20 protein-coding genes are annotated in these 19,913 nt (G+C 63.5%); 7 read left to right on the forward strand and 13 right to left on the reverse strand.

The window, feature by feature from the left end; all coding sequences use genetic code 11:
- Positions 1-3: 3 nt before the first annotated feature.
- The 5 genes from ACWFSR_RS00355 to ACWFSR_RS00375 all read left to right on the forward strand — a co-directional run bounded on the left by ACWFSR_RS00355 (position 4) and on the right by ACWFSR_RS00375 (position 7,895).
- The gene (locus ACWFSR_RS00355) at positions 4-357 is read left to right on the forward strand and encodes a YtxH domain-containing protein (protein ID WP_231599612.1); all 354 of its coding nucleotides are present in this window, start codon (positions 4-6) and stop codon (positions 355-357) included.
- 7 nt (positions 358-364) lie between these two features.
- The gene (locus ACWFSR_RS00360) at positions 365-793 is read left to right on the forward strand and encodes a phage holin family protein (RefSeq protein WP_197106944.1); all 429 of its coding nucleotides are present in this window, start codon (positions 365-367) and stop codon (positions 791-793) included.
- On the forward strand, positions 793-1,020 hold the full coding sequence (locus ACWFSR_RS00365; RefSeq protein ID WP_197106945.1) for a DUF3618 domain-containing protein: 228 nt from the start codon (positions 793-795) through the stop codon (positions 1,018-1,020). The genes ACWFSR_RS00360 and ACWFSR_RS00365 overlap by 1 nt, the downstream gene beginning before the upstream one ends.
- Before the next feature lie 43 nt (positions 1,021-1,063).
- Entirely contained in the window at positions 1,064-1,816 is a 753-nt protein-coding gene (locus ACWFSR_RS00370; RefSeq protein ID WP_197109136.1) for a uroporphyrinogen-III synthase, read from the forward strand.
- A 208-nt stretch (positions 1,817-2,024) separates the two neighbouring features.
- Positions 2,025-7,895, forward strand: a complete 5,871-nt coding sequence (locus ACWFSR_RS00375) for a DUF5979 domain-containing protein (protein ID WP_447522773.1) — start codon at positions 2,025-2,027, stop codon at positions 7,893-7,895.
- Between the two features lie 58 nt (positions 7,896-7,953).
- Here ACWFSR_RS00375 and ACWFSR_RS00380 read toward each other — a convergent pair whose 3' ends face one another.
- The 7 genes from ACWFSR_RS00380 to ACWFSR_RS00410 form a co-directional block, all read right to left on the reverse strand.
- Positions 7,954-8,361: a DUF1304 domain-containing protein gene (locus ACWFSR_RS00380; RefSeq protein ID WP_447522774.1), complete on the reverse strand. Its 408-nt coding sequence runs from the start codon at positions 8,359-8,361 to the stop codon at positions 7,954-7,956.
- Positions 8,362-8,388: 27 nt separating this feature from the next.
- On the reverse strand, positions 8,389-9,378 hold the full coding sequence (locus tag ACWFSR_RS00385; RefSeq protein ID WP_447522775.1) for an MDR family oxidoreductase: 990 nt from the start codon (positions 9,376-9,378) through the stop codon (positions 8,389-8,391).
- Between the two features lie 47 nt (positions 9,379-9,425).
- Positions 9,426-10,451 (reverse strand): 6-phosphofructokinase, encoded by a 1,026-nt coding sequence (locus ACWFSR_RS00390; protein WP_197106950.1) that lies wholly within the window; start codon positions 10,449-10,451, stop codon positions 9,426-9,428.
- A 65-nt stretch (positions 10,452-10,516) separates the two neighbouring features.
- Entirely contained in the window at positions 10,517-11,404 is an 888-nt protein-coding gene (trhO, locus tag ACWFSR_RS00395; protein WP_447522776.1) for an oxygen-dependent tRNA uridine(34) hydroxylase TrhO, read from the reverse strand.
- Between the two features lie 18 nt (positions 11,405-11,422).
- Positions 11,423-11,815, reverse strand: a complete 393-nt coding sequence (locus tag ACWFSR_RS00400; RefSeq protein ID WP_447522777.1) for a hypothetical protein — start codon at positions 11,813-11,815, stop codon at positions 11,423-11,425.
- 9 nt (positions 11,816-11,824) lie between these two features.
- On the reverse strand, positions 11,825-12,184 hold the full coding sequence (locus ACWFSR_RS00405; protein WP_447522778.1) for a hypothetical protein: 360 nt from the start codon (positions 12,182-12,184) through the stop codon (positions 11,825-11,827).
- A 33-nt stretch (positions 12,185-12,217) separates the two neighbouring features.
- Complete coding sequence (locus ACWFSR_RS00410; protein WP_447522779.1) at positions 12,218-12,655, reverse strand: hypothetical protein; 438 nt, start codon at positions 12,653-12,655, stop codon at positions 12,218-12,220.
- Between the two features lie 42 nt (positions 12,656-12,697).
- On the opposite strand from ACWFSR_RS00410, the gene ACWFSR_RS00415 reads away from it, so the two are divergent.
- Positions 12,698-13,633, forward strand: a complete 936-nt coding sequence (locus tag ACWFSR_RS00415) for a DNA-3-methyladenine glycosylase family protein (RefSeq protein WP_447522780.1) — start codon at positions 12,698-12,700, stop codon at positions 13,631-13,633.
- A 15-nt stretch (positions 13,634-13,648) separates the two neighbouring features.
- Here the strand turns inward: ACWFSR_RS00415 and ACWFSR_RS00420 are convergent, their stop codons facing one another.
- Positions 13,649-14,278: an NAD(P)H-dependent oxidoreductase gene (locus ACWFSR_RS00420; protein WP_447522781.1), complete on the reverse strand. Its 630-nt coding sequence runs from the start codon at positions 14,276-14,278 to the stop codon at positions 13,649-13,651.
- Between the two features lie 127 nt (positions 14,279-14,405).
- Between ACWFSR_RS00420 and ACWFSR_RS00425 the strand changes: the two genes are divergently transcribed.
- Positions 14,406-15,026 carry a TetR/AcrR family transcriptional regulator gene (locus tag ACWFSR_RS00425; RefSeq protein ID WP_447522782.1) on the forward strand — a complete coding sequence of 207 codons (621 nt, stop codon included), beginning with the start codon at positions 14,406-14,408 and terminating at the stop codon, positions 15,024-15,026.
- Here ACWFSR_RS00425 and ACWFSR_RS00430 read toward each other — a convergent pair whose 3' ends face one another.
- The 5 genes from ACWFSR_RS00430 to ACWFSR_RS00450 are packed head-to-tail and all read right to left on the reverse strand — an operon-like array spanning position 15,027 to position 19,909.
- Positions 15,027-15,848 (reverse strand): hypothetical protein, encoded by an 822-nt coding sequence (locus ACWFSR_RS00430; RefSeq protein ID WP_447522783.1) that lies wholly within the window; start codon positions 15,846-15,848, stop codon positions 15,027-15,029. It lies immediately after the preceding gene.
- A 2-nt stretch (positions 15,849-15,850) separates the two neighbouring features.
- Positions 15,851-16,696 (reverse strand): PHP domain-containing protein, encoded by an 846-nt coding sequence (locus tag ACWFSR_RS00435; RefSeq protein WP_447522784.1) that lies wholly within the window; start codon positions 16,694-16,696, stop codon positions 15,851-15,853.
- Positions 16,693-18,123, reverse strand: a complete 1,431-nt coding sequence (locus tag ACWFSR_RS00440) for an ADP-ribosylglycohydrolase family protein (protein ID WP_447522785.1) — start codon at positions 18,121-18,123, stop codon at positions 16,693-16,695. The genes ACWFSR_RS00435 and ACWFSR_RS00440 overlap by 4 nt, the downstream gene beginning before the upstream one ends.
- The gene (locus ACWFSR_RS00445) at positions 18,120-19,016 is read right to left on the reverse strand and encodes a hypothetical protein (RefSeq protein ID WP_447522786.1); all 897 of its coding nucleotides are present in this window, start codon (positions 19,014-19,016) and stop codon (positions 18,120-18,122) included. Before ACWFSR_RS00445 ends, ACWFSR_RS00440 begins: the two co-directional genes overlap by 4 nt.
- Positions 19,013-19,909: an ARPP-1 family domain-containing protein gene (locus ACWFSR_RS00450; RefSeq protein ID WP_447522787.1), complete on the reverse strand. Its 897-nt coding sequence runs from the start codon at positions 19,907-19,909 to the stop codon at positions 19,013-19,015. Before ACWFSR_RS00450 ends, ACWFSR_RS00445 begins: the two co-directional genes overlap by 4 nt.
- Positions 19,910-19,913: the final 4 nt, after the last annotated feature.

Below are 19,913 nucleotides of genomic sequence, written 5' to 3' on the forward strand. Positions count from 1 at the left end.
ACCATGAAGGGCAAGATCCTCCTAGTAGTAGGACTCGGCATCGGCTACGTGCTCGGAACCCGCGCTGGCCGCGAAAAGTACGAAAAGATCAAGGCCACGGCAGGCAAGCTGTGGAACGATCCCCGCATCACGCAGCAACGCCATAACGCTGAAGACTTTGTGAAAGACAAGGCTCCGGATGTTGCGGAGTTCCTTGCAGACGGCGCCAAGAAGGTCGTCAAGCAGGTTGCCTCCAGCAAGAGCAACAAGTCGGCGTCAGAAGAAGTGACGACCACCAGCAGCGCTCCCAAGAAGAAGCCTGCCGCCAAGAAGTCTTCGTCAGCGGCATCCACGACGAAGTCCACCAACTCGAAGTAGGGCTGCCATGTACGGTGAATCACCGAATACAGACTCGCAGCGCGACCCCAAGCGGTCACTGGCTGCACTAATCGCCGACGTGCCTCGCCTTCTCGGCGACCTCGTGCGCGGAGAGATCGAATCGCTCAAGAGCGAGATGGTCGACAAGCTCAAGCACGCGGGCATTGGCATCGGGCTGTTTGTGGGCGCCGCGTTTATCGCGCTGTTCGCACTGATGGTTCTCATCGCCGCTGCCGTGCTTGGCTTTGCTGAAGTAGTGCCAGCCTGGGCCGCCGCGCTGATCGTGGCCGGCATCCTGCTGCTCATTGTGGCGATCCTTGTGTTGGCGGGCGTTGCGCTCGTCAAAAAGGGAACCCCACCGGCACCCACCGAAACGATTGAAAGTATTAAGAGCGACGTTCGTGCCATCAAAGGCACCCGAAAGCGGAGGTCATAATGTCTGAGGACACCAACAAGAGCATCGAGCAGGCCCGCGCCGAACTCGAAAAAACACTCGACGCGATCGAAGATAAGTTCAACGTCGGCAAGCGCGTTGATGAAGTTGCAACCACCGTGCGCAACTCGTACGAGAGCAACCCGCTGCCGTGGATTATTGGCGCAGCAGCGGCCGCAGTCTCTGTAGTTGCTGTCGTTGCATGGGCAATTCTCAGCGACGACGACTAGCTCGATTAGCGTCTGACTCCCCAACAGGGGGAGTATAGAGAGCATGGCAAGAAAAGCACTCGATGGTTTGCGCGTGCTCGTCCCGCGCGGAGGCAATTGGGGCGACAGCGTCGCAGCACTTTTGAGGGGTCACTCGGGCATTCCCGTGATCGCACCCCTCATCAATTTCGCGCCCTCGGAGAATGTCGCCGCGCTCGCCAACGCCTTTCATGAACTCAATGATGGGCAGTTCGACTGGATCGCTGTCACGAGCGCGACCACCGTTGATGTGTTGATCGCGAGCGACGTCAAGATCCCCGAAAACACCAAGATCGCTGCTGTGGGAGAAACCACCGCCAGCGCACTCATGCTTGCCGGACACCGGGTCGATTTCGTTCCCGAGTTCGATAACTCCGGTCGCGGGCTCGTCAAAGAGTGGCCCGATGCATCACCAGGTCTGCGGGTTCTGGCACCGCAATCGAACCTTGCCGATACGACTCTCATCGATGGGCTCGGTGCGCTCGGTCACAAGGTAGTGAGCGTTTCGGCGTACAGCACCGTCGGAGTGCCTGTGGCTGACAAGGTGCGGGAGGATGTTGCATCCGGTCGCATCGGAGCCGTGCTGATCAGCTCTGGCTCAGTCGCGCGTCAAGTGGCCGAGCAACTCGCGCCGCTGCCCGACGACACCATCGTCGCCTGCATCGGACCGCGCACGGCGTTCGACGCGCGTGCCGCTGGACTCACCGTGCACGTGATCGCCGAAGACCGCTCGAGCGAATCTCTCGTCGAGACGCTCGTGGAGTACCTGCGCCGCTAGCATCCCCCGAGCGGGGGTGTCGCGGTGCCTTCTTGGGCCATAAAGGGTGAATCGCGGTGTGAATTCGCGTCCTCAACTCGTTGGCAGCGCGGACCCGGCTGCACTCTGGATTGAGAAATGCCGGGACCCGACCAGCACAGTGATTGAGTCCGCGTTGCCCTGCCCGTAGGACAACGAAGCTTCCGGCGCTACCCGGAGAGTTTCCACAATGACTAAGCCCACGTCGGTGCGCGCCCGCGCGCCCCGTAGCACCACCCGTTCGCGCCTTCTGATGTGGTCGGGATTCACTCGCGCGATTGCGGCCTTGGCCGTTGGCATCCTCATTGCCAGCTCGAGCGTGGCCACAGCTCTGCCCGCGCACGCCGATGAACTGGGCAGTGGCGTTGTGAGCCTGTCGAAGAGCGCCAGCGTGACGACACCGCAGCTTCCGGGCTCGACATTCACCTACACCCTTGGGTTCGGCTGTTCCTCGACAACAACGGGCTGTGTGGATGCCGTACTGACGGACGAGATTCCTGCACCTCTCGAAATCGTGGGGTCGCCGCTCGTGGCCGGCGTCGGATCGTCGACCGTCACCGTCACGGGAAATCTGGTCGAGGTCGCTTTTGCCGACGCCGTAGCCAACACCGATCCGCCCAGCACTGGCCTCGCAGACAGCACGACGGGAACTGTGCAGATTACCGTGCGGGTCCCCGCTGACCTCGACAAGTCATGGGATGGCGCCAGCGTGCTCAATGAAGCCGATTTGGTGGCGGTTAACGCTTCGCCGCGTACCGCTGACGCGACGGTGGCATTGCGAGTTCCGACCGAGATCTCCGCGTCGTTAGCAAAGAATTGGACTCCGGCATCGGCGGAGTACGGCCCGGGAAACCTCTCCACTGTCACTCTCACGGTTGCCAACAGCTCCAACATCCCCGCGTCGGAGCTTGTTGTGCGTGAACCTGCGCTTCCCGCAGCCGCCACTAGCTCGTTCAACTTCTACGACCTCGACGCGCTGGGCGCAGTGACCTTTCCTGAGGGCGCTGACCGCATCCAAGTGGATGCGCTCGCGAGTGGATCATGGACGAACGGCACAGCACAAGCCATGGCCTTACTCCCTTCGGGTGTCATCGCCAGCGCCGTCGAAGGCCTGCGCTTCACTTTCACCTCAAGCGCGGGAACCACCATTGACGCGCGCGGCACTAGCGGTACCGTCGAGTTGTCCCTCGCTCAGCGCGAGACGAATCGTGCGAACCCCAGCGAAGAATTAGCCGCCGGAGGTGCCCGCGAGAATATCGCGGCGGCATCCGTCGTCACTCCTGAAGGACAGGCGGATGCTCCGGATGCCCGGGACACTCAGGTGGTTGCACCGCTAACAGCGACCGTGGCCGTGACAAAGTCCTTCACCCCGAGCGAGGTTCCCGCCGGAGAGAGCACGCTGGCGACAATCGCCGCCCGCAACACCTCAACGGGGGCACTGACGAGCCTCAGCGTTTCTGAGCCTGCGGCCGGTGGAAGCTTCTTCTCCGACAGCATCGTGTTTGACGGATTCGACTCGACAGTGACCGCATGGCCTGCGGGCGCGACGGCCGGAACTGTCACCTGGCTCGTTGATAGCGGAGCAGCGCCAGCGTCGAGCAGTTTCACCGAGGCATCCGGGCTTCCCGCAGCGCCGGTACTGATCGGTGGCCAGTTCGTGACCGGTTTTGTTATCGAGTACACCGGCACGATCGAGGTTGGAGCAACGGCCCGCGCCGGAGTGAAAATCGTCACCACGGCGGCGGCAGCCGTCACAACAGGCAGTGCTTCCGTTTATCCCAACGAAGTTGCCGCAGCGGGAACCAATACTGCCGGAACCGGTGAGGACTCTACGAGCGCCGATCTCGAGGTGTGGACTCCCGCCATTGAGGTGGAGCTGACCAAGAGCATCCGCCCCAGCGCTGTGTACTCCGGCGGAAACAGCATCGTCGAACTGACCGCAACGACCCCTGCCGGCACGAGCACGGTGCGCCCTGACGAGATCATCATCACTGAGCCATCCGTGTTGGGGGCGAGCGAATATTGGAACGCATTCACCCCCGTTGCAATCGGGTCGACGGCAGTCCCGCAGGGCTCCGTGCTGACCGTCGAGTACTACGACGGCAGCGCTTGGCAGAGCATGGCGGGATCAAGCGGAACCGTGGATGCCACCACGAGTGCGCAGATCTTCACCGGGGATCTTGCCAGCATGTTGCCCGCGGGTGTCACGACCGACGATGTTGAAGGTTTGCGCTTTAGCTTCACGGATGCCGACGGCTTCGCAAGCGCGGTCACGGTCAAGCCGACCATCGTTTTCGAAGCGCGCTCTCAGCTGCGCGACGGCTCCGGCCCGACGGCTGAAGGTACCCCGGACGACAACTCGACGTGGGCATCCTACGAAAACTGCGCAGCCGTCGTGGCGAGTGGAACACTGAACGCCACCTCACTCACCGATAACGCTGCCGCGTGTGACAACGCGACGATTATCCCGACCGAAGGGGCTGGCCCCGCGCCGAGCATCGTCGACAAGTCGATGGATCAAGCCACCGTTCTTGCGCAGTCGCACGACGCGGCGGGAAGCACCCTCACGTGGGGAGTGCAGAGTGCAGGCTACGACTCCGTCGCAGTATCTGACACGGCCAACCCGTCGGCGGCATCCGTGGCAACCACGATGTTCCAAGCCTTTGACCTCACCCGGATTGACTCCATAAGCCCCGCTCAGGACCCCCTGATTCGGTGGGATGCCGTGCAGAGCGTTGAGCTCTACAGCGCCACCAGCGATTCGTGGATTGATGTCACGGCCGCTGCCTGCAGCTCGGCTGCCAACTGCACCGGCAACTTCCCCGGCTACACCCTGAGCGCGGCAGAGCGAGCAGACACCATTGGTGTGCGCCTGACGTTTGTAGAACGTTCCGACCGAGCGGCGATCATCGCTGCCTCCGGCGACCCGCTCGCACCGCCAGTAGGTTCCGGTGTTGCCAACCTGCCGAGCGGCAGCTACCCGGGAGCGTCATCCGCCGGACGAACGATTCACCTCGACTGGCAACTGCGTAGCGTCGTGCGTGATGATTCTGGCACCGATTCGAAATGGGTCACCGCACTCGAGATGTATAACCGGCCCGATCCTGGAGTCGTGCGCAATACGGTGGGAGTCTTCGCAACTCCGGCGACAGGCACTCCCGTCTCGGCAGTGGACTCCGCTGACATTGCGATCGTGCAGACACCGCCGACGGTGACCGCCACGAAGACGGTTACGCCGACGACAGTGACGATTCCGCGTCCAGAGGTGGTTGGCACGGATTACCCGCGTGCCACCTACACAACGACGGTTCAGAACACATCGCCCACGAACGTGTGGCAACTGCGACTGACAGATCCGTCCCTGTGTCTCGACGCCGCAAGCTGCGCCTTCGACGTAGCCGACATCCCGTTTGTGGGCGCCAGCTACGATCCCGCACGCAACCCATTCGAACGCCTTAACCTCACCGGAATCGCGATTGCTTTCTCGGGGGCATCTGGCATCGATAACAGCGAGATCTACGTGTGGAATCGAGATGCTGCAGGAACGCTCAGCGTCGACGGGCCCTACACTGAAGCACAGGCCGAAGCGCTGACCTCAGCCCAGCTTGAGAGCGCAGTCGGAGTCACCGCGCTCTTCGCGGGCGAGTCAGCTGACGGCGGCACGATCACGCCCGGTGCTCTCGCGACGGTAACCTTCGAGACCCAACTGCGCACCACGCTCCGCAGCACTGGCGCTGCTATGACAGCAGCAAGCATCCCGAACTCGGTGTTGGTGGGAGTGCATGACAACGTGCTCTACCCGGCCATCTTCAACCAAGACATTGCGAGAAGCCCGCTCGCCATCGACGATGGCTACATTGCTGTGGAGACCGCTAAGGCTGTTACCCCCAGCAGCGCGTTGCTGGCTGCACCGAATACGCTGACGCAGGTCGATCTTCGGGCGCGTTCCACGGGAACTGTTGCGCCGAAATCGCTCGTGATTCAGGATGACGCAGCAACATTCTGGAACGCATTTACCGCGGTAGCGGCCGAGGTGCCCACGATGCCGGCGGGCGCCGATCGCGTAGAGATCGCGGCCCTCGTCGGATCGAGCTGGGTGAGCGCCGGGCCGACGACAGCGGCGCTCGCGGCACTACCCTCGAGCGTTGATCTCGACGACATAATCGGCGTGCGGGCCACCTTCACGCGCGCTGATGGCACCGAATTTGCCGCCACCAACGACGCCGTGAATCTGCAGATCGTTGCCGAACTGCGCACGCAATTGCGTGACGGGTCGGGGCCGGTCACCGCATCCGATAGTCCAACGGCGATGCCAGGGGAGTCCGTTGCTGGCCAGATCACCAACACGGTCGCTGCTGTTATCGCTCACGACGAGCTGAACGACGCTGACGATGCGGGCGCGACCTTCACGCTCAACACTGGCACCGCGCGGGTCGCTATCGAGAAGACCTCGATCGGACAGACCGCAGCGGGTAAGGAGATTCCGTTCACTCTGCGCGTGCGCAACACCGGCACTGGCTATCTCGTGAACCCGGTCATTACCGACCGACTCCCGTCAGACGGATCACTGATCTATGTGCCGACCGACAACCCCGTGTACTCGACCTCAAGTGGTGGAACCCTCACGACGGATGCCGCCCAGATCGTTCGTACCTTTGACGCTGCTACCGGAGAGATCAGCTTCGCGTGGCCCGCCGGAGCGCAGCTTGCACCCGGCGAAACGTACTCGATCACCCTGCGTCTGCAAGTGAAGCCTGGCCTGGCCGCGGCATCTATTGCAGAGAACGGACTGGACTTCACCAACGATCGTCAGGTGGAGGCCTGCACGCCGCTCAACAGCGCAAACGGCCGAGCTGTCACGCTGACCGACAATACGTGCGCGACGAGCAACGTTGTCACGGTGCTGTCACTTGGCTCGTTCTCCGCGCTCAAAGGCGTGAAGTCGACAGCCGGAACCGCCACCAACGTGATCAATCCCGCGGTGAGCTGCTCAGCCGATGCCGACGGCTATTACCGTTACCCGTGCGCCGCCGACAGCACAATCGGGGGGATTGATGAGTGGAAACTCCAGCTCGTCAATGGAGGAACGATTGGCGCCTCCACCCTTGAGCTTGTGGACATCTTCCCGCACGTCAGTGACGTCGGTGTTGTTGACCCCTCGCCTCGCGGATCGCTCTTCGCTCCCGAGTTCAACGGTGATGTGACCTTCACGAGCACGACGGCAGGCGTCGGCTTCGAATGGTTCTACACAACCGAGGCAAACGTCTGCACCGCGGATCTCTTCCCCGCGACGGCAGACTGCTCACCGGGGGAGTGGATGCCGTCCAGCAGCCTCGCCGCAGGCGCCGAGGCAGACGTCACCGGTATCAAAGCCGTCTTCGACTTCAGCGGCCTTGACCAGGGAGCTCTGCCGCCGGCATCCGTGCTCACCGTGAATTACACGACGACGAACACCCCAAGCACAACCGGCGCGGATGGTCGTGTTCCGTTGACCGTGCCGTTCGAAAACGTGCGCGCCTGGAACTCCTTCGGTTACTACCCGACCTACATTTCTGGTGCGAACCCGCCGTCGCCGGAAGAGCCCATCAAGGCAGGGATTGGACTCTTCGCCGGCCCCATCACCGTCTCGAAAGTGATCGAGGGTTCCGAATCGAGCCGGGCGCCGGAAACGATTACCGCTGGCGTTGAGTGCACCGTGTTGGGCGCAGAGATCGAGATGGGCTCGGTGGGAGCACTCACCCTAGAGGCCGCCGGGGATTACACCGCCCGCATCGATGGCATCCCGCAGGGCGCGGACTGTGTCGTCACCGAGGATGGTGTGCTCGGGTGGTTTGGGGAACAAGAACGCAACGGCCCGCAAACGGTGACGGTCGCTACAGCGGCGGCAGTTACAGATGCCATGCCGACTGCGCAGAGCGCGACCCTGGTGAACACCTATTCACCAGCGCTGCTCGCCTTCACCGGAGCACAGGGTATCCGTGCTCTGCTGGTGTGGGGACTCGGCGGCCTACTCGGCGGCGCGGTCCTGCTCATCGTCCGTCGGGGACGAACCGCACGCTAAGTGCGAGTGTGGAGGCTGATCGGGTCAGCCTCCACACCTTCAAAGTTGGTGGTGAGCTCTAGCCGACGTTGAGCGCCAGCACCAGGAAGATGATTCCGAGCAAAGGCGGGGTGCCCTGGACGATGGCGGGACGCAGCATCGTCTTAGGCTGCGACGTGACGAGCACGATCGCAGCGAGCACCATGCTGAGTGCGCCAAACATGGCGAGGGCAATGCCGGCTGGCCACAGGTTGGTGGTGCCCATGAGCACGAGACCCGTTCCGGCGCCGAGAGCGAGGAAGACGTTGTAGAAGCCCTGGTTGTAGGCCCACGGCTTCACGGCATCCGCATCCTGGGGGCGCACGCCGAAGATCTGCTGCACGCGAGGCGTGTGAAAGAGCACGCTCTCCATGAAGAAAATCATGAGGTGCACGAGCGCGGCGAGAAAGATAAAAGCTGATCCGAGGATGGCTAAAGCAGTGTTCATGCTCAAAAGTGTGGCACAGCCGGGTTGCTAGCCGTGCACGTCGATGACCGTTCGACCGCGGATGCGCCCCGCAATGATGTCTTCTCCGGCCGCGATAGCGGTGCTGAGCCCGATCGTGGAAGTCGTGCTCTCGAGCAAGCTGAGGTCGAGATCGCGCTCGAGGCGTTCCCACGCTTCGAGGCGGTGTGCTCGCGGAGTGAAGACCGAGTTGATGCCGACGAGGCTCACGCCGCGCAAGATGAAGGGCATCACGCTCGTGTGTAGATCGCTCGATTGAGCGTTGCCGCACGCGGTCACCGTTCCGCCGTACTGGGTGGCGGCGATCGCCGAGGCCAGAGTGGTGCCGCCGACGGCGTCGATGGCGCCATCCCAGCGCTGCTTCATGAGGGCTTTGGGCTCGGCGCTGAGTTCGGGGCGGTCAATGATGGTGGTGGCGCCTAGGGCGCGCAGGTAGTCGTGTTCGCTTTCGCGACCAGTGGATGCCGTCACGCTGTAGCCGAGCTTGGTGAGCAGGGCGATGGCCACAGACCCCACCCCGCCGGCGGCACCGGTGACGAGAACCTCGCCGGAGACCCCACCGCGCTCGATCGCGAGTACCGAGAGCATGGCCGTGAACCCTGCCGTGCCGATGGCGGCGGCCTGATGATTGCTAATTCCGTCGGGCACCGGAACGACCCAATCGCCGGGAACGCGTGCCCGCTCAGCGTAACCGCCATGGTGGGTTTCACTAAGCCCGCAGCCGTTCACCAACACCCGCTGACCAGCACTAAAGCGGTCATCCGTCGACTCGGCGACAACGCCGACGAGGTCAATACCGGCGATCAGGCGCGGGGCGCGAACGATGCCAGGTCTGCCGGTGAGGGCGATGCCGTCTTTGTAGTTGAGGCTGGAGAACTCGACATCGATCGTGACATCTCCGGGCATCAGGATGCTGTCATCCAGTTGCTCAGAGAGCTCGACGTGCGCCGGAGCTTGTCGGTCGGACTCGTTCTTGACTACTTCGATTCCACGCCACATACGGTCAGCCTAGAACCGCAGGCTGGGTTCTGAGTCAGAAAGTAGGTTTAGCCGAAGAGAATCGCAGCTTCGTCATAGCGTGACTGCGGCACGGTGTTGAGCTTGCCGAGGGCATCTTCGAACGCCACGTTGGTGATCTCGGTACCCTGCAGCGACACCATGCGACCCCAGCGACCGTGGATGACCGCGTCGACGGCGGCGAGGCCGTAGCGAGTGGCGAGCACGCGGTCATAGGCGCTGGGCGTTCCACCGCGCTGGATGTGACCCAGAGTGGTTGAGCGAGTTTCGAGGCCGGTGAGAGCTTCAATCTCGGGCGCAAGCATGTCGCCGATTCCGCCGAGGCGGGGGCGACCGAAGGCATCGAGGCCGCGCTCGGAGTGGGCGTCGTCCATGGTGTCGAGGGTGAAGCCTTCGGCAACAACAACGAGAGGGGCACGACCGCGGTCGCGAGCCGAAGTGACCCACTCCACAATCTGAGCCATCGAAGTCTTTTGTTCGGGGATGAGGATCGCGTGGGCGCCGGCAGCCATGCCCGAGTGCAGAGCGATCCAGCCAACATGGCGGCCCATTACTTCAGCAACCATGCAGCGGCCGTGCGAGTCGCCGGTGGTGCGCAGGCGGTCCATGGCGTCGGTCGCGATCTGCGTGGCAGTGTCGAAGCCGAACGTGTAGTCGGTGGCGGAAAGATCGTTGTCTACCGTCTTGGGGACTCCGACGATCTTGATTCCGGCATCCGTCAGCCGCTTGGCAGCAGCGAGAGTTCCTTCGCCACCGATGGCGATGAGGGAGTCAACGCCGAGGCGTTCCATGTTTTCGCGCACGGTGTCTGCGCCGTCGGTGCCCTCGAAGGGGTTCGTGCGCGAGGTGCCCAGAATGGTGCCACCCTGCTTGGAGATGCCCTGAATGTCTTTGCGCGTGAGGGGCATGGCGTCGCCTTCAACGACTCCACGCCAACCGTCGCGGAAGCCGACGAACTCTTTGTCGTAGACCTGCGTGCCCTTGAGCACGATGCCGCGAATAACTGCGTTCAACCCGGGGCAGTCGCCACCGCTGGTCAGGATTCCGATCTTCATGAACCCATCATGGCGCATTTTTGTGCGTTTCCGAGCCACGATCTGGTTCGAAGCGCCGCGTCGCTTTAGTGGCTGATTGCTGCTTCTGTGATCGGATGCGCGGCACACGCCACGGAGTCTGCGTGCTCATCGCACACCACGAACTGCTCGCGGCAGGCCTTGTTGTGGCAATTCTCGACCCGTTTGGTTGCCGCACCGCACTGGTAACAACGGCCAATCGCTTCGGTGTCTGCCGTGAAGTCGATGGCCATGCGCTTGTCGAAGACGTAGAGCGAACCGTTCCACAGACCGGAGTCGCCGTACTTTTCGCCATAGCGAACGATGCCGCCCTCGAGTTGGTAGACCTCGCCGAATCCGCGACTGCGCATAAGAGAGGAGAGCACCTCGCAGCGGATGCCGCCCGTGCAGTACGTGACGACGGGCTTGTTTTTGAGGTGGTCGTGCTTGCCGCTGTCGAGTTCGGCGACGAAGTCACGAGTGGTTGCGACATCCGGAACTATCGCATCGGTGAATTTGCCGATCGCAGCCTCGATGGGATTGCGGCCGTCGAAGAAGGTGACCTCTTTGCGGGCAACGAGCTCGTGCAGCTCTTCGGGGCTGAGTTTCGTGCCGCCGCCAACCACGCCGTTCTCGTCGACCTTCAACTCACCGGGGGCGCCGAAGCTCACGATCTCGTCGCGCACCTTCACGCTGAGCTTCGGGAAGTCGTCGCCCTGGCCCTCGCTCCACTTGAAGTCGATGTTCTTGAACGCCGGATACTCCCGCGTCTTGCGCACGTAACGCTTAATGTCTTTGAGCTCGCCGCCGACGGTGCCATTCATGCCGTCTTTAGAGAGGATGATGCGACCGCCGAGCCCGAGGAACTCGCAGAGGTCGCGCTGCCACAACCGCACAGCCTCCGGATCGGCCAGCGGCGTGAACACGTAGAAGAGAAGGATCTTGGGAACAGCCACGGGGCAAGTTTACGGCTGTTAGCTGGGGGCAGATTCTTCGGCTGCGGTGGCGACGGCGATCTCGGACTGGAGGAAGAGCATCCACTCGTCGTAGATCTCGTCGGGGCGCAGGAAGACGCGGCCGATGGTCTGCGCGAGAGTGCGGCCCGAGTTGGGGAGTAACCGGTGCCAGAGCATGCCTCCCACAAGTGTCGAGGCCAGCAAGAAGCTGAGCGCGTAGGCGACGAGGGTGTTCAATGCCTGCTGCAGCGGGTCGCCTTCAGGCTGCAGAAAGAGCACGCCCATCGCGCCGGCGAAGCCAAGCAGAATCGCGCCGACACGGGGGAGGCGCCGAGGGGCGGGCACATGTGCCTTGGCATAGACGGCCCCGATGAGGAGGCCGCCGATGATCGCGCCGACGAAGAGGAGCATGAGCGAAGTTTAGCCAGCGGCCGGGTGCTGGTCTGCGCGCTCTCCGAGCATCGCCGCGTACTCCTTGCGCAGGTCGCGGGGGTTGGTGAATTGGCGCGCAACAAGCTGCCAGTAGCTGAAGCCGGATTCGGGGAAGACCCGTAGCCAGATCCGTGGGGCGTAGGCGACTTGGGTAATGATGAGGCCACCGAGGAAGGCGTAACTCATCAGCCCGTGGCCTCCTGTTGTTGCGGTGATGACGATTACCGCGCCCATGCCCACCATGAGAATGACGAGGTTAGGGAGGGGCTTATAGGTGGGAGTGCGTGCTTCGCACGACAGAACCCCCGTGATCAATCCGATCACCGCTGCAACAACCAACCACATCATGAGCCAAACTCTACGTCAGGGGTGGCGCGTTATCTAGGGCTCATTGGTGCTGGCTTCGTCATTCGCTGGCCTGATAGCGCCGCGGCCGTCGTAGTCCCAAGTTCCCCGCAGTTCTTCGCGGTCAGCGAGCATCGCCGCATACTGCTGCCGTATATAAAAGGAGCCGGTGAAGTCTCGCCACGCAAACTCCCGGTACGTGAGGCCCGCCTCGGGAAAGTAATCCATCCACAGCCTGGCCGAATACAAAGTGGATGCGCTCGCCATAGTGATCACAAAAGCTGCAACACCAGCGAAGTTGAGCCACGCCGGAGCGATAACGTCGTTGGGCGGGATGTTGGGCCACACGATCAGCCCCGCGATGATCAGCGCTTGACCGATGAAGGGCAACGTTCGTACTTTCGGCACCATCGCGAGCGCTTGATAGATGCCGAGGCTTGCCCCGCTGAGAGTCATTATCGCGAGCCAGATCATGAGTGAAACTCTACGTCAGGGGTGGCGCGTAATCTAGGGCTCATGACCGAAGCGCTCGCCGTCGACGAGCCGGTGCGCATGCGTTTTGCGCCCGGGCGGCCCGTTGATGTTCGTGCGACGCTGCGACCGCTCAAGCGCGGTGTCGGTGACCCGACGATGCGAGTGGATGGCGCGAGCACCTGGCGCACAATGCTCACGCCGCACGGCCCCGCGACTCTGCGTCTCGTGCAGCACCAGTCGCATGTGGACTGCACCGCGTGGGGCCCCGGAGCGGAGTGGGCGATCGAGAGCGTTCCCGAGCTGCTGGGGGAGGGCGACGACTGGAGCGACTTCGACATATCGGCGCTTCCGTTCGCAGCTGAAGCTCAGCGTCAGAACCCCGGCTTGCGGTTGCCGCGCACCAAGCTTGTGTTCGAGGCGCTCGTGATGGCCATTCTGGAGCAGAAGGTCACGGGCATTGAAGCGAAGCGGGGGTGGCGCATCCTCGTCACCAAGCACGGTTCACCGGCGCCGGGGCCCGCCCCGGCCGGGATGCGCGTTGTTCCGACGCCGCAGGGCTGGGCACGAATTCCGTCGTGGGAGTGGCACCGCGCGGGGGTCGGGCCACAGCGTTCGGCGACCGTAATGCGCGCGACGCAAGTGGCGGCATCCCTCGAGCGCACCGCCGACTGGGGGCGTGGCGGGCCGCGCATTGAAGCCGCGCTGCGATCAGTCGTGGGCGTTGGCGTGTGGACGGCCGCCGAAACCATGCAGCGCGCGCACGCCGACCCCGATAGCCCCAGTGTTGGCGATTACCACCTGGCCGCCGTTGTCGGCTGGGCGCTGATTGGTGAACCCGTCGACGATGAGCGGATGCTCGAACTGCTCGAGCCCTGGCGCGGCCACCGGCAACGCGTCGTGCGGCTCATCACGGCATCTGGGTTTCGCAAGCCGGCTTTTGGGGCGCGGATGACGATTCAGGATCATCGCGGGCATTAGTGGCGTGCGAGTCCTTTAGCGTGCGTCCACGCGTTCGGCGGCGGTTGCTTCTGTAGTGCTACCTGTCGGGCGCTTTCTGGCCAGCCGCGCAGCATCCGCTTGACCGAGGCTCGCGGATTTCGCCAGCCAACCCTCGCGTTGCTCGAGCGTTGAATTCTTCACCGGGCCGAACCGTGTTGTATGCACGGGCTTGATTCCACAGAAGGCAAGCGTGCGGTCGCGGACGTGTCGAACCGTGGTGTCGCCGACGAGCCGGAGATACCAGGAGGGGGAGTCGGCGGTGACGATGACGCGACCGGTTCGCCCGGTGAGTAGACCTTCGGGGGTTCCATTTTTTCTGATTCGGTAGGCGCGGCGCGGGAGGAGGATTCGGTCGAAGAAACCCTTCAGCAGTGTCGGGACGGAGCCCCACCAGACGGGCGTGACCACGACGACGTGCCGGGCATCCAACAGCAACTGCCAAGCGCGTTCGAGGTCGGGCTCAAGTTCTTGGCGGCGTGTGTAGCCGAAGTGAAGGCTCGGTTCGAACTGCAAATCTCGCAGGGCGACAACGGTGGCGTCGCCGTGGCCTTCGGCATAGGCGGAGGCGATGGCGGCGCACAAAGAGTCGGGATTGGGGTGGCCGTCAATGATAAGAGTGTTCATGTCGCTCCAAGGGATGGTGAATCGGATGGGGTACCGAGCTGCATTGGGCAGCGGCTCGGGGGCATGTCGAGGCAATCTGGACACTGTCTAGATTGCTCGCTTTGACTCTAGGGGTACGATGTTGCTCGTGTCAAGATCCGATTCTGCGTACCACCACGGCAACCTTGGGCCGACGCTCGAAAGCGCCGCGCTCGAACTTATGCGCACCCAGGGGCACGCTTCGCTGAGCCTGCGCGAAGTGGCGCGCACCGCGGGTGTGAGCCACAACGCGCCGTACCATCACTTCGGCGATCGGGCCGCGCTGCTCAAGCGCCTGAGTGAGCGCAGCATGGGCGAGCTGCTGAGCACCCTGCAAGCGGTGGAGCAGGCGCAGCAGCTCGAGACAGCGGAGGGTCAGGGGCGGGAATCCGCGGATGCGGCGCGGGCGCACGCCGTCACCATCGGAGCTGCCTACGTCGGGTACGCGGCCGACTATCCCGAGCGCTTTCGCCTGATCTATGACCCGAGCGTGTGCATCCCCGGGGCGCCCAGTGCAGAGATGAAGCCCCTCCTGGAGCAGGTTGAAGGGATCTTGGCGCGCGCAACCGCCGCACTACTCCCGCCCGAGCAGCAGGCCCCCGCGGCTGCGCTCGGGACCGCGGTGTGGGGCGTCGTGCATGGGCTCGCTGAACTCGTCGTGGCGGGGCACATCTCGCGTGCGGACGTCGAGCCCGCCATGGTTTCGCTGTTTGGGGTTCGCGGGGATTAGTTAGTTGCCCTGTGAATGAATGTGGTGACGGCCCGAGAACCAGTTGCCCGTGACGCGCGACCGACGGAATGTGCCAAGGAAGCCGATTGGCTTTACATAGACATCGACGTACCAAGAGTTGTTGCCGATGTCGGGCAGGGTGCTCGCGTTTGCCATCAGGGTGAAGTACCAACTGTCGGCTCGATCGGCATGGAATGCCGCTGTTCGTTTGCTCGGAGCGATGATCACCAACGTCGCCTTCGCATCCACCTGATTGTGCTGACCGCCGGAGCTGCAGAGATGAAGAGGATCCCCCGACATATCGAACCCGAAATGGGGATACCGTGTTTCGTCGCGAGTGCGAATCGTCTCCGCTAACCAGCGTTGCCATGTCTCCGGCAGTGTGAAGTCATGGCCGGGATGTTGCCCGTAAGCGGAGCGGGTGGGATCGAGAAAAACGCTCTCTAAGCGCAGCAACCAGGCGAGATAACCATCGAGGCGTCCATCACGGTCCCAGACGGCAGCGATGAAAGCGAGTGTCGGGTCATCGACAGGTTTTCCGGCGTCGTACCACCAGCGCAGGCCGCGATCCGGTCGGCTCCAGCCGAGACGGTAGAGCAGCAGGTTGTGGAGGGGAGCCCAATAGCCGAGCGATGCGTGATGCGGTGCCGCTGTACCGCGCGGGGGTTCCGGTATCGACGCGTACGAGCACGGTGACGCTAGTGCTTGGTGGACGCCGGGCATTCCCCAGAACCAGTCCTGTTGGCCGCCGAGATCGCTCGCTGCGGCCAGCGGTGTGAGCTCAGGTGCGGGAACGCGGCGCAGGAGGTAGTCGTGTTCCATGTCTAGATGAGCCCCATGCGCGAGGTTGCACTCGCTAGTAACTCGTCGAGCACCTCGGGAGTTGTCGTGTTTTCACCGAGCTGGTTCGGTTTGACGGTGGAGTGGTAGTCGCTCGAGCCGGTCATCTGCAGTCCTAAGTCGGCAGCGATGGCGGTGAGCTCCGAGCGAGCCTGGTCGCTGTGCTCGCGGTGGTTCACTTCGAGGCCGAAGAGGCCAGCATCCCGCAGCTCAGCGATTTCACCGTGGCTCAACCCGGTGCCTCGGCCTCCGTCCCGCGGATGCGCGATCACCGTGACGCCGCCGGCCTTGCGCACGAGGTCTACAGCGGTGAGCGGGCTCATCCGTTCGAGCGGAACGAGGTACTTGCTGCCGTCGGCGAGGATGCTCGTGTATGCGTCGATCGGGTTCTCGATCTCACCGATTGCCACGAGTTCAGCTGCAATGTGCGGTTTGCCGAACATCCCCTCTTCGCCGACGCGTTCGACGATGGAATCGAATGAGACCGGAAAATCCACCTTCAGCCGTTCGATAATCGCCTGCACACGATCCCTTCGCTGCTGCGGAGCTTTCGCGAGTTCAGCGTGCAGCTCGGGGGCCGCCGGGTCGAACAGGTAGGCGAGCATGTGTACGGTGCCGCCGCGGGCATCCGTCGTGGAAAGCTCTGCGCCGCGAAGCAACTGGATGCCGTTTTGCGCCGCGGCGTCAGAAGCTTCTGCCCAACCCGCCGTGGTGTCGTGGTCGGTGAGGCCGATCACCGAGAGGCCGGATGCGGCTCCGAGGCGCATGAGTTCTGCTGGTGCATCGAGTCCATCGGAGACTGCGGAGTGAGTATGGAGGTCAATCGTCATGAGGTGAGCCCGTCTGTTGTGGGTGATGTTTGCGTCGTGCGCTGGGGATCGGACAGCGCGTTACGAAAGGCGCGATTGGGGCGCGCGTTCGGCAGCGCTGCCGAGACTTCTGAGAGTGCGCGCTCGATCGGGATGTCGAGGTGCCGGGCCGCATACAGCGCTGCGACGGTAGGGGTGCGGCTCTTCGCCTGCACGCAGTGGAGCAGCACGGTGTGGCCCTCGGCGCGGAGGGTGGCGACGGCATCCGCAGCATCCGCAAGAACGAAGTTGAGGTTCGGGTTCTCGGCGGGGTCAGCCTTGTCGATCAGCCGAATCTCGAGGCGCTCGCGGATGCGGGCCGGCACCTGCTTCGAGCCGATGCGGCACAGCGACACCACGGCATCCACCTCGGGCGGCAGGTTATCGAGAGCCCCGACCGCGCCGAGCCACACGCCGTCATCATGCGGATGCTGCACCAACGTCGAAATGTCGCCATACCCGGCGTAGTCGACGCGTTCGTCCGTCGGCGTGCCCCGCAGCACTTCGGTGGAGAGGCGCACGAGATCGAGACTGCGCAGCCCCGGCCAACCATGCACGATCCGCTGCCAGGCAGCGGGGATCGCGGAGAGACCCTGGCGCGCGCCGACGAGTCCACCCGCAATGGCGGCGACGGTGTCAGCGTCACGACCGCCGCGGACAGCGCGCTCGAGAGTATCGACGAGACCCTCGCCGTTCACGATCGCCGACCAGGCCGCCTGCAGCGCTTCGACAACCCAGCCGTTCTTGGTGAAGTCGCGCGGCTGCTTCGTCTCGGCGTCGTCAATGCGGTCGGACCAGAGTGCAGCGCGGTCGGGGGAGAGGGCCGAGAGGCCGACCCGAACATCCGCTTCGCCGGTCAGGATCGCGTGACGGATGGCGAGGCACCACAGCACGCAGGCGTCGCCGGCATCCTCCTCAAAGTGAGTGAGGTCGCTAATGGCGCGGGCAGCTTCGACGAGCCCGGTAGGGTCATCGAGGTACGCGAGCGCGACCGGCGCGGTGCGCATAAGGGAACCGTTGCCACCGCTCTGGCCTCGGGCGTCATGCAGCCGTTGGGCTGATGCGCGTGCGGCGCTCGCGGTGGGTTCGATGCCGCGCAGCACCCCGCTGGTCTGCACCCCAACATCCGGCGCGGTCTTGGCCCAGTCGGCCCACGCCGCAACGATCTCGTCGAGAACAGCTTCTTCGCGCAGGTCACGGCCGGATGCCGCGGCCCGCAGGATCGGCACGGCCATGGAGGTGTCATCCGTCCACTCGCCGGGGGCCCAGTTGAAACCGCCGCCGCCCCTCATCACGACCTCGCCTTCGAAGGGCGGGCCGAATTCATAGCCGGCACCGAGAGCGTCACCGCAGGCCATCACGAGCATGACGCCAGCGGCGCGGTCAGATTGTGCACTAGTCAGTTTCATGAGTTCTCCGTTTCATCAGGCGTTGGCTGCAGAAGCTGCCGCGCCTGGAAGTACTTGTTCGACAACCGCACTTGGGTGTCATAGTCGAGTTTGCGAAAGCGCCAATCGGCGAGGTTGTCGTTGATGTCCGCGAGCTTCACCGCGAGGGCAGCAGGGTTCTGGCGGATGCGGCCGTAGTAGTCGGCGTCAGCGACATCCGCCCGTCGGGTCAGCAGCTCGACAGCCGTCACGATCTCGGGGAGCATGCCCGCCTTCAGCAGGTCGGAGGCACTGATGTCGGTGTCTTCGATCACATCGTGCAGCCAGGCCGTGCAGTGCTCGACTGGTTCGTTGAGCCAGTCGAAATTCTCCGCGACCCGCGCGGGGTGGTCGATGTAGTCGTAGCCGAGCTTGTCGAGCTGCCCGCGGTGGGCGATCGTCGCGATGCCGACGGCGATGCCGTGCTGCACCATCGCATCCACTTCGGTCATGAGCATGTCGTCCTCGTCTTCGTCCTCTTCGGTGTCGTCCGCGTAGCTTTCGTCTTCAGCGGGTTCAGCCTGTTCCGTCGTGCGCCACTGCTGATTGATAGGGTCATCGGGATCGTGGCCAAAGTAGGCGTCGAGAAAGCTTCCGCCGCCCGGTTCTGTCTCGACAGCGCCAGGGTTGAGCTGCTGGATGTCGGCGCGACTAGTTTCCGCGAAATGGGTGTCACCGTCGTCACGGTAGTCCTCGAACCCAGAGATGTAGATCTCTTTCCACTGGTCTGTTTGCCACATGAAGTAGCGGCGCTCGCCGTTGAGGGTGATGCCGGTGAAGGTGCCGACGTGCAGAAAGCCGGTGTCCGTGAAGCGGGTGTAGAAACGTTGCGGCTCGGTGGTGGGGCGTTCTGGGGTGGTGTTCAGCTCGTTCATGCGTTCTCCAATAGCGGGTGCGCGTCGTCAAACGCAGTCAGGTGGATGATGCTCGGGGGTGCTGTGCGTGCGTTTGTGTGCACGATTCCGGATGCCCGCAGTCGGCCCTCTGGTGAACGTACCGCTCGGGCCAGCCCCGCGTCGCCTCCGTCTTCGAGGGTCACGGCCTGCAGATGACGAGCGAAAACCCGGGCATCGTGGGCGCTGGTGCGACGGCGTGGAGCGAGCCGGGCGTCGAGTGCTGCTGCATCGAGGATGCCCTGCCACCGGGTTTTCAGGCCGGTGCTGCTGCCGAAGATTTCTGCGCCAACGACGCGGCCACCGATGCCGATGATCACGCCGCGCTGCCCTTCGAGCAGGTGGGCGTCAATAGTGCCGGAGCGGTCGAGGTGGTCGAGCATCGACGAACTGGCGGTCGCGCCGAGGGTGTTCTCGTAACGGCCGATGCGCCGCCACACCTCGCCCTGCTGGTCGATGCCGCGCACGTTGCCGTGGCGCACGCTGAGGGCACTGCGGCGCCCGCTGGTCTCGTGGATGCCTTGGCTCTCCGACGTGCGTCCGCCCCACCGCCCGTGCTCGACGCAGAGCGCGGCGACGACTCGCGCCTCGAACGGTTCAAGGAGAAGGCTGGCGGCGAGCATCCGGTCTTGCCAACCACCTTTTAGCAGGTCGCCTTCGAGGGCGACGACCGGGCGGGCAGTGCTGTTGTGCAGTACGAGTTCGCCGACGACGGGGGAGCCTTCGCGTTCGGCGGTGCGGATACTGTCGGCTTTCCAGTCGAGACCAGTCAGGCGGGGAGCATCCACCCAGACGGGAAAAATGCTGAGAGCTCCGTGGTGGCTGCCGTGCCCCACATGGAGCTGAGGTACTGCTCTGTTCTGGTGTCCGTTCATTTAG

The sequence above is a fragment of the Salinibacterium sp. NYA9b genome (assembly GCF_976973725.1).